Annotated in this window: 8 protein-coding genes; 5 read left to right on the top strand and 3 right to left on the bottom strand. The window is 43.6% G+C overall.

Annotated features, from left to right (window positions below; genetic code table 11):
• Positions 1-14: 14 nt before the first annotated feature.
• From panP to Xhom_RS18120, 5 genes are all read left to right on the top strand, one after another.
• The gene (gene panP / locus Xhom_RS18140; protein WP_069315608.1) at positions 15-1,691 is read left to right on the top strand and encodes a pyridoxal-dependent aspartate 1-decarboxylase PanP; all 1,677 of its coding nucleotides are present in this window, start codon (positions 15-17) and stop codon (positions 1,689-1,691) included.
• A 1,191-nt stretch (positions 1,692-2,882) separates the two neighbouring features.
• The gene (locus Xhom_RS18135; RefSeq protein ID WP_069315607.1) at positions 2,883-4,004 is read left to right on the top strand and encodes a 3-oxoacyl-ACP synthase III family protein; all 1,122 of its coding nucleotides are present in this window, start codon (positions 2,883-2,885) and stop codon (positions 4,002-4,004) included.
• A gap of 35 nt (positions 4,005-4,039) precedes the next feature.
• Positions 4,040-4,294, top strand: coding sequence for an acyl carrier protein (locus tag Xhom_RS18130; RefSeq protein WP_069315606.1), 255 nt, complete (start codon positions 4,040-4,042; stop codon positions 4,292-4,294).
• Entirely contained in the window at positions 4,291-5,916 is a 1,626-nt protein-coding gene (locus Xhom_RS18125; RefSeq protein WP_069315605.1) for an amino acid adenylation domain-containing protein, read from the top strand. Before Xhom_RS18130 ends, Xhom_RS18125 begins: the two co-directional genes overlap by 4 nt.
• Complete coding sequence (locus Xhom_RS18120; RefSeq protein WP_069315604.1) at positions 5,900-7,045, top strand: acyl-CoA dehydrogenase family protein; 1,146 nt, start codon at positions 5,900-5,902, stop codon at positions 7,043-7,045. Before Xhom_RS18125 ends, Xhom_RS18120 begins: the two co-directional genes overlap by 17 nt.
• Positions 7,046-7,253: 208 nt before the next feature.
• On the opposite strand, the gene Xhom_RS18115 is transcribed toward Xhom_RS18120, so the two are convergent.
• From Xhom_RS18115 to Xhom_RS18105, 3 genes are all read right to left on the bottom strand, one after another.
• On the bottom strand, positions 7,254-8,027 hold the full coding sequence (locus Xhom_RS18115) for an alpha/beta fold hydrolase (protein ID WP_069315603.1): 774 nt from the start codon (positions 8,025-8,027) through the stop codon (positions 7,254-7,256).
• A gap of 24 nt (positions 8,028-8,051) precedes the next feature.
• The gene (locus tag Xhom_RS37075) at positions 8,052-8,861 is read right to left on the bottom strand and encodes a VOC family protein (protein WP_232326273.1); all 810 of its coding nucleotides are present in this window, start codon (positions 8,859-8,861) and stop codon (positions 8,052-8,054) included.
• A 679-nt stretch (positions 8,862-9,540) separates the two neighbouring features.
• The gene (locus Xhom_RS18105; RefSeq protein WP_232326272.1) at positions 9,541-10,305 is read right to left on the bottom strand and encodes an alpha/beta hydrolase family protein; all 765 of its coding nucleotides are present in this window, start codon (positions 10,303-10,305) and stop codon (positions 9,541-9,543) included.
• Positions 10,306-10,467 lie beyond the last annotated feature (162 nt).

Here is a 10,467-nt window from a genome sequence, read left to right as displayed (position 1 = left end):
AAAAGAGGCGCTCAATGCAGAATTTTCTTGATAGTCTGAACAAAGAACAGGCTGACGATTTTACCCGTCATACTTCTAGCCTGGATGATCAGGAATGGCAAACGCTCCTCAACCAATTTATCACTCATGCCAATGAGGAAGAATTGCTCGGATTGGAAGCAAATATCGCAGACAATTCCGTAGATTATTGTCGCCACGAGTTAAATCAACCACCACAAGATCTGGATGAACTCGAAAAAAAATTTTCCTCAGTCACTATACCAGAATTACCCGTCGATATCGGGACACATGTTCAGCATCTGAGCAAAGATATTTTCCGTCAAGTTATACCTGTGTCATCCCCCACCTTTGTCGGACACATGACATCGGCACTACCCCGGCACCTCCCCACGCTCGGCAAGGTATTAATGGCGCTCAACCAAAACGTAGTTAAATTGGAAACCTCTCACGTTTTGACTGTGCTGGAGCGCCAAGTGCTGGGTATGATGCACAAACTGGTATACAACTGTGATGACACGTTCTATAAGCAGTGGCTTCACAGCGGTGAGCATGCTCTTGCTACTTTTTGCTCTGGAGGAACAGTGGCCAATTTGACCGCCATGTGGGCCTGTCGGAATCAGCTCATGCCAGCCAATGGGGATTTTGCCGGACTATCCCGTGAAGGGTTAGCCAGAGGACTTAACCATTATGGTTACAATGGACTGGCTATTTTAGTTTCTGAGTTGGGCCATTATTCGCTGAAAAAGACCATAGATGTACTCGGATTAGGGCAAGATGCTCTGATAAGTGTCGAGGCGGATAAAGATGGCCGGATCTGCATTGATGCCCTGCTCATGCAATTGCAACATCTGCGACAACGCAATATCAAGCCGATGGCCATTGTCGGGATCGCAGGCACGACAGAAACAGGTTCCATCGATCCATTAAACACCCTCGCTGACATTGCTGAACAGGAGCAATGCCATTTCCATGTAGACGCCGCTTGGGGAGGATCGAGCTTGTTGTCGGCACGCCACCAGTATTTATTTAAGGGAATAGAGCGCGCTGATACCGTAGCAATCGACGCCCATAAACAAATGTATGTGCCCATGGGAGCCGGTATGGTGTTGTTCCGTCAGCCGACCCTGACCGAAGCTATTGCACAACATGCAAATTATATTGTGCGCAAGGGTTCAAAGGATTTAGGACGTCATACTCTGGAAGGTTCGCGCAGTGCAATGTCTCTGATGCTCTACAGTAACTTCCATCTGCTGGGTAGACAGGGGTTTGCTCATCTGATTGATGCAAGTATCGAGAAAGCCCGACAATTCGCGAATTTGATCCGCCAGCAGGATGATTTCGAATTGATCAGTGAACCACAACTTTGTCTGCTGACCTACCGATACGCTCCCGCATTGGTACGGCAATTACTGCGCAAAGGGTCTGCATCTGTACAACAGAAATTGCATGATGCCCTGAATGCACTTAACCAAAGTATACAAACCATGCAATGGTCTACAGGAAAATGCTTTGTTTCACGCACCTGTCTCAAACCTGTACAGTGGGATCGGCAACCGACCGTTGTTTTGCGTGTCGTGCTGGCAAATCCGCTGACGACTCAGGAAATACTTGAGAACATGCTTGAAGAACAGCGCCAGCTAGCGCAACAAAGCCTATTCTGGGAAGCACTGCAAAATTTGATGCATGATTAATTCAGAAGATTTTATGGCGGGCTTCCGGCTGGGTGTTTACTTCGGGTACTGGAGTACATCATCCAGCTGTATTTGATGTGTTTATGTTATTGCAAATAATATTTTCTAAATTCCATGGCTTTTTTAATGTTAAAATAATTATTCCAGATAAAATTATTGGTTTTTAATATATTGTCACCCAGGTACATTTAGTCATTAATTTAAATATTGAATTCTTTTTCAAATAGTTCACGCATTTCCCGAACATAAAAATCAAGAAAACAGCCAAATGAATTTTTAAAAATTTGATTAAATAATTTTAAACCTGATGATATCACCTTCATAGTTCCATTTAGTCAGTTTATTATTTCACATGATTTATTTTTCATTGAAATAACATACAACGTTTAACTCTTAATATGCTTTATTCAGTCATAATTTGGTATGTATCGATTCAGCCATGAAGTTTTTCTTTTTTACAAAAAATAAAATACAGATCTGTTTTTTTGTTTTTTATTAAGATCCAATTATTGTAAATATAAAATTTAATATAATAACACCCCTATAGTAATAGACATATGATATTGATTATTAAAAACTTTTACCTTAATTAAAAGGTAATTATTAAAAACACAAACAATCTTTTCTCCTCAGCAAGATCTAATATTATTTATTACTCGATGAATTTTATTCATTGTTAGTCGCAACACATCTGAAATAAGCTATTTATTTTTTCATTAAGCATCGATACACTACATAACATTCTGCTATTTATTGATTATTTCTTATGATATCTATAAACATCATATTTGAAAAACTCATCCAATATATAATCTTTAAAGATTATATTTTTGTTTTCTACACTTCCAAAATATTTACCCAAAATCAACAGCACAAAAAATGTTATGATTCATAATTTATAAAAAATATTTCATTATTTAATGATGTTATATATTTAATCATTTAATCATTTAATCATTTAATCATTTAATCATTTAATCATTTAATCATTTAATCATTTTATGTTTTTCAGCATAGAAAACCTTAGCAACCTTCTGTTTACCTCGATCCAGAAAAAAATGCTGGATTATAAGGTGAATGATTGTGAAATTTATCTGCAAAATTATCAAACCAAAGGAGCAGGATATAACTGTCCTTCGGATATAAGCAGATATTGTCTTAACTTTGTTTTTGATTAATTAAGGATATTGCATGCGATCAGTAGGAATTCAAGCACTCGCTGTGTATTTACCTGATGGAGTACGCACAAATGCTTGGTGGAGTGGAGAGACTCCTCAGCAGCAGACCGAACCATCAGTAATGGCATCTGGGTCGAATAATTCATCCAAACGTCGGAAGGTCAACCCGTACGATGCCGCTATGGAGCACTATCTGGAAGATCCCTTTTTCGGTAGCGTCGAGCGCCGAGTCGTAACGAATGGTGAAGGGAGTGTAGAACTTGGGATTGAAGCAGCGCGTCGTGTATTGGATGCAGCGAATGTTTCACCGGATAAGGTGGATTGCCTGATCGCGGTGTCGATGTTCCCCGATAGAATTGGTTCAGGTGACGCAGGATATCTTGCACAGGCACTGGGAACGGGTGGCGGAGCATTCAACGTGGAAGCGACTTGTGGCGGTTCCATGTCGGGGTTGTTAACCGCGTGCGCTTGGGTGCAGGCGGGACTGAAAGAACAAGTTCTGGTCGTCACGACCTCTAGACTATCACGTGCGATCGAAGATGATGATGTGACTTTGCGGCTGTGCGGCGATGCCTCGGCGGCGTTTCTGGTCGGGCCGGTAGAAAACGGGTTTGGCTTATTAGGGGCTGAGTCTTTACACACTGGCATAACCTGTGGGACTTGGCTGTTGGACGCGGTCGAAGATCCTTTGAAAACAACACCCGCTGGGCAGAAGATCCGATTGCGCGTAGATCCTTCCATCTCCCACGTGCTACGTGCCACGGCTGAGCCGTATCTCTTACATACGGCTCAGGGCGCATTGGCGAAGGCTGGACTTGAATTGAAGGATATTGATGTCATCGTGGTGAACACTCCGACAGCTTGGCATGCAGAGTTCTCCGCCAATGCGTTGGGTGTCGATCCCGCGCGGGTCATAAATACTTTCCCGCAGGTCGCCAATATCGGGCCAGTGCTGATGCCATTCAACGCCTATACCGCAGCGGCGGATGGCCGTATTAAACCCGGCGACACAGTATTGCTGTACGGCTTCGGCGGCCAAGCTGAAGCCTCCGCAGCCGTATTCCGCTGGCCACACGTCGTTTTGGCCGCTCCTCCCAAAGAAGCTTCGGTCATCAATCCGACAACTCCACAGTGAAAATTAATAGTCCATTACCACTATAGGAAAACCTCATGTCTAATATTTTGATGAAAATTCGTGCATTTGTGATTGACGATATCTTAAAAGGAAATGACTCGGATATTTCTGACGATCTAAATCTGGGAGAGTCAGGCGTCCTTTCATCCTTGGCGATCATGCGACTGGTCTCGTTTGTGGAGGATGAATTCGACATCCTAGTCGGTGTCAGTGATCCGAGAACTCGCTTTACGACTATTCGCGAGATCGAGCGTTATGTGGAGGAAAAGTTGTCAGGGGTTAAAGAATGACGACTGAAATTGTATTGCCGGAACAACCCGATTCTTCGGGAGACCTGGCAAAATACTTAGACGACACCGCAGCACGATATCCTGATGCTCGTGCGGTCGTTGATTCTGACGGATCAACAATCAGCTACGGAGAGCTTTCCGCTGCGGCGGATAGAATAGCTGCTTTTCTCCATCGGAAAGGCGTTGCCGCAGGTGATCGGGTGGGGCTTTTCATGCGTAAGAGTTCCCAGACCCTTGCGGCCATCTTTGGCGTTCTTCGTCTAGGTGCAGTATATGTACCTACAGATGCAGGCAGTTCGGGTCTACGGGCATCGACCGTATTCAGCGATTGCGATGTTCGAGTCATTTTCACTGATCCTGAATCAGCGTTACATTTGACACAAGCCGCACCTCAGCTCAGATCTTGTATCGTTGTAATGCAGCCACATAATGAAGAGACAAGCGGCGCGTGCGAAGATACATGTGAAGATAAGCATGAAAAGTGGCAAACACTGGACATACTGCATGAAGAGAAACTCGACTACCCACGCAGCATACCGGATGCAAACCAGCTCGCCTACATCCTGTACACTTCCGGTTCTTCCGGGATGCCGAAAGGCGTAGCGATAAGCCACTGCAACGCAATTAACTTCATCGAATGGGCCTCAGCCTTTTTCAATGTAACGGCGGAAGATCAGGTATCCAGCCACGCCCCATTCCACTTCGACCTGTCTATCTTCGACATTTATGTCTCTGTGAAGAATGGTGCATGTATTCACCTGATTGACACTGATCTTGCTGCAAGCCCACGGCATCTCGCCGCATTTATATCCAACCGAGAGATCACTGTCTGGTACTCAGCTCCTGCAATTTTGGGTATGCTGGCCGAACAGCACAAAGAAGGCAGACCGACTCATAACCGGCTAAGGCTCGTGCTATTCGCTGGGGAAGTCTTCCCTGTCACGAAATTACGCAAGCTGATGCACATATGGCCTGAACCAACCTATTACAACTTGTACGGTCCCACAGAAACTAATGTGTGCACGGTCTACCAAGTGCCCTCGGTCATACCAACAGACCGCACAGAACAGTTATCGATAGGTTATCCCTGTGATCACTGTGAAGCTCTCGTCGTCGATGAGCATCTGCAACCTGTACCAGAGGGCGAACCCGGGTTGTTGTGCATCGCAGGGCCTTCTGTCTTCACCCGTTATTGGAATGCTCCCGAGAAAACAGCCCAGAGAATCTTCAACCTCAACGGCAAACGCTGGTACAACACCGGAGATAGAGTTCGTTCCTCATCTGAGGGCTACATCTTCATGGGGCGGCTTGATCGAATGATTAAGCGTCATGGATACCGGATTGAACTGGACGAGATCGAATCATGTTTGGTGACTCATCCTGCACTTACTGCCTGTGCAGTAGTCAGCACCGAGACCGATGGGAACACCACTATCACAACATTTTTCGTTGCTCGCGATCCCCTGCTCTCCCCAACAGATCTAAGTAAATTCTGTTACGAGAGACTTGCACGATACATGGTTCCCGACCATTTCCGCTACTTATCTGACCTTCCTCGCACTTCGACGGGAAAGACTAATTACCAACTTCTAGAGCACCAATGCCATGTCAAACAGAATTGATGAACACCGGATATCGCTACGCGATAATGCCGCGCATTTTGCCCGCGATCAACTAAGCACAGACATAACAACCTCCGACCGTGCCGGTATTTTCCATCGGGATGGCTGGCAAAAATGCGCAGAGTTTGGGTTGATCAGCATGGCCATACCCGAAAACCTCGGTGGAGCGGGAGCGCCACTGTCCGACCTCATCGCGGTTATGGAAGGACTGGGTTACGGTTGTGAGGATCAGGGATTACTGTTTTCACTCAACGCCCACCTGTGGACCGTTGCCATGCCACTGGCCATCCACGGCACACCTGAACAACGTTTGCGCTTTCTGCCCAGCCTGATGAACGGCTCACTGATTGGTGCCAATGGTTCGACGGAAAACGAGGCTGGATCGGACGTATTCTCCATGCGCACCCAAGCGGTACGAGACGGCGACAGCTATATCCTCAACGGTTCAAAGACTTACATCACGAACGCTCCCATCGCCGATCTTTTTGTTATCTACGCCACGATCGACCCCACACTTGGCCCACTTGGCGTAACTGCGTTCCTTGTCGAGGCGATAAACCCGGGGATGGAGTTAAGCGCCCCCCTGGAGAAAATGGGACTACGTACCGCTCAGATGGGGCAGATCACGCTCAAGGATTGCCGTGTCCCTGCTGATGCAATACTGGGTAGGGAAGGACGAGGCATCAAGGTTTTCGAAAGTGCCATGGAACACGAACGTGGATGCCTTCTTGCCACCACTTTGGGATCAATGCGCCATACCCTTGAAGCATGTATCACTCATGCACGCACACGCCACCAGTTCGGTCAAGCCATAGGGAAGAATCAGGCCATATCCCATCGCATCGCCGACATGAAAGTCAATCTGGATGCCGCTCGCGAACTCGTCTACCGAGTAGGTAGACTTAAGGATGCAGGCAAAGATGCCATGATGGAAGCCGCCTGTGCGAAACTGTTCGTCTCCGAGACGTACACGAAGTTCTCGCTAGATGCACTGCGGATCTACGGAGCACAAGGCTACCTGGCCGATAGCCCTACGGAGAGAGGACTGCGCAATTCCATCGCATCAGTCATTTATTCGGGCACATCCGACATTCAACGTAACATCATCGCCAGTGAACTTGGATTATGAACCGTTACCGATACAGTACAGATTAAGCTCTAGTTATTTCGGGTGCGTGGTTGTCAGCAGTTAAAGACCATTTTCTTAATGTATCGGTTTGCAGTTGTGGCAGGCCCTGTTGCCAGGGCCTGAAGTTTTGAACCAACACAAGAGATGACTCTTTCAGAGGACGTGACTTGTGTTGGTTCTACCCTAAGTGGTATCTCATTTCTTTAATTTAACGTGATAAAAATTCTTTCAAAAATGGCATCAGTAGTTCTGGTTTTTTTTCATGAGGTGAATGATCCATGAAAGGCATATTTAGCAAATAAGAATGAGTAACTTGACTGACTAACTCTGTTGAATTGGTCAGCGAAACTAAGTGATCGTTATCTCCTCTAATCACTAGTAATTCACAAGTTATGTTACGTATAGTTTTACTGGGATAACCACTATCTCCCGCATCTAGCCACATAGAAGTAAGACTGCTAATTAATTTGTTAAAATCCGCTTGTGGATTCAATCTATGATAATTTTCATAACTGTCAGGTAAAATTTCACGCCAACTTTCCGCCGTAACGTATTTATATATCTCTTTTACCGGATCATCTTCTTTTAACACCCAATGAGCACCTATCGTCACTATCTTATCGATTGAGATAATACCCGCCACCGCCAATCGTAATGCAACAATACCTCCATCGCTGTGACCAATAATACTGCATGTTTCTAACTTTAAATACCGGATTACCGCTTCGACATCTTGTTGAAGGCGTTTATACGTCAGATTCCCTTGCCCTAAAGTAGACTTCCCCTGCCCCCGACTATCTATACCGATAAGCTGGTAAGTATTTCCAAAATCGCCCACTATTTGGTTAAATGTCTCAATGTCACTTAAACCACCATGCAGAAAAATCAGAGGATAACCATTAATTTTACCTTGAATCTCATAATAAATATGAGCATCGTCAATCTCAAGGTATCTGCCATACTGATGATTAAAACCTAGCATAGAACACTCTCTCCTTTATTTACCTTAATCCAAAGGACATACTCGAATAACATGACCATCAGGATCTTTCACGAGAAAAGTACGGCCAAAAACATCAGTGTAGGGTTCCTGCTTAATTTCAATATTTGAGTTCTGTTTCCATTTTTCAAAAAGCTGATCGACATCTCCATGAGACAACAACATAATGCCTATTTCTGAAAATCGCGGAACTTCTCTATCTGGGTTTGTCCCACCACTCCAAATAGCAAACAGAGTTTCCTTACCTACATTAAATGCTACATAACGAGGACTGGAAAAGACCGGTTCAGCATTAAAAACACTCTTATAAAAGGCAGTCGAACGCTCAATATCTGAGACATAAATCAGTTGAAGATTGGGTTTAATAGAAGCGGACTCTGCTTTCGCCTCAATTTCAACAATAGCCTTAAGTCTTGATACCGTTTCAACCAGATTTTGCGTCACTTGCTTAAAAAAACTTTCAGCTTGGGCATCGAGAACATTCGCTTCGGGTTCAAAGGAAACGGTCACTTGAATGTGATTAGCCATGTTATTTTCATCGGTCATGATCTGATGACAGAAAGTTAACATGCCCATCTGTGGAAGACTGACTTGATCGGTAAATTCTTTATTCACTTCAATCTTCGCAAGGTAGAACCGGATTTCTGGCCGACCATTTAATAACATCCGGCCATATTGTCCTGTTCTTATTTCCCCTTCGAATTCAAAATATTCAAGATCAGTTTCCCATTTTTTTCTCAATTCAAAATCGACATAATGGGCCCAAATCTGCGATGGTCTTGCGTTTACCGATGTAGAAAAAGTAAGGGTTAACATGAAAAACTCCTGCGGTTAAGTCTCTGTCTCAAGTGATAAGAGCCATCAGAATATCAACCCAGAGTGACAGTTTTTGTCAGCAGTCTTCACTTTCCTTCAAATCTGATTAAGCCGATGACGTTGATCAGTCATCCGCAATAACCGTTCCGTTCTGTATATCAAAACCTGCATACCCATTATCACTGCAGTATAAAAGACTAATTGAGCCGTTATCATTCACCTCTCTGATTATTTCTGATTCCATTTTATCTATAATCAATTTCTTTTTAGAGTTGTATATATTGCATTTCCGTCATCATTATTCACCTGTAAACCATTCAAATTGATTAAAACCAACAAATTATTAACTTGTCGTATTATTGTGGATAGTTTTTATTTCTATCAGATTTTTTACGCAATAAAAAAATATGTTGATGAAGGAATCCATCAATACAGCGAATGGATGCCACCAGATTTAACAGATGGATAAATTGCCCTACTTCATACTTATAGCCAAATACACCAAAGCCTTAATGACAGTCCGATGATTTGGTTGAATCGTAAGGCACTGGTTTATTTAAATCGTCCGAAATGCATGAAAAAATCATCGGAGCTTTCATCGATCGTGAATATCCTATTTAAGGACAATCAATATATTGAATACACGACCGATTTTTCATCATCTGCTACAACATAAAATCTATTCGTTTAGAAGTGAGAGATGATATTGTAGTTTTAAAAAGTCATTCTTATTAAACTCAATGTTCACTTTTTCATCCGTATCATTTAATATTTTTTCCGCGATGATATTACTCACTGGCCTGATGATATTAAAATGGTCACCATTTTTGATGCTGTAAATATGTAGAGGAATACCTTTGTCCGAAGCGATTTTTTTGACTTCATCAAACTCCTCCCAATAAGAATTCTCTCCTTCAAAATAGAAGGTCGGCGATTTTATGGAACTTAAAAAAGTACGGGGAGAACGAAGCTCAAACTCCCTTGGATCATTCTGATCAAAAGGAACTGCAACAGGACCTGAACCATATTCAAGACGCAAACGCAAATCGGGAATACCACCCAGCGAAAAAACGGCTCTGAATCCTTTAGTATATTCACTGGCTAATAATGCTCGCATACCACCAGTACTGTGCCCTGCCAAATAAATTCGATTTGGGTCAACATAAGGTAGTTTTGCAAGATATTGCCTTGCTGATTCAATATCACGCAATTCACCATAAAACATTTCATAACGCCCAGGATTGATATTTTCACCTCGGAAACTCGGGATCATCAATACTAATCCATCGCGTCTGAATGCCGATGCTGATTGATCATTATCAACAGGCTGCTCAGACCAGAAAAAATCATCATTACCAATTCCCCCATACCCACCAGTTAACCAAATGACTGCCGGATATTTTTTAGTATTATCTCTCGGTGAAGGACTAAGAAATGCAGCCATATCCCCATCTTCAGCAGGGTAAGATATCAGTGAAAAGATATTTCCTGGTGGTGTAGCGGGTTGGGTCATGTATTAAATAGTTAGTTGTTGTGATATGCTTCCCGCCTTTTAAGGGTAAAGCATGGCCAAAGCTGACGTCTATTGCCGTTATTGTCACAAATC

Source organism: Xenorhabdus hominickii, from assembly GCF_002632725.1.
Lineage (GTDB): Bacteria > Pseudomonadota > Gammaproteobacteria > Enterobacterales > Enterobacteriaceae > Xenorhabdus > Xenorhabdus hominickii.
This window is presented reverse-complemented; position numbering and strand designations above follow the sequence as displayed.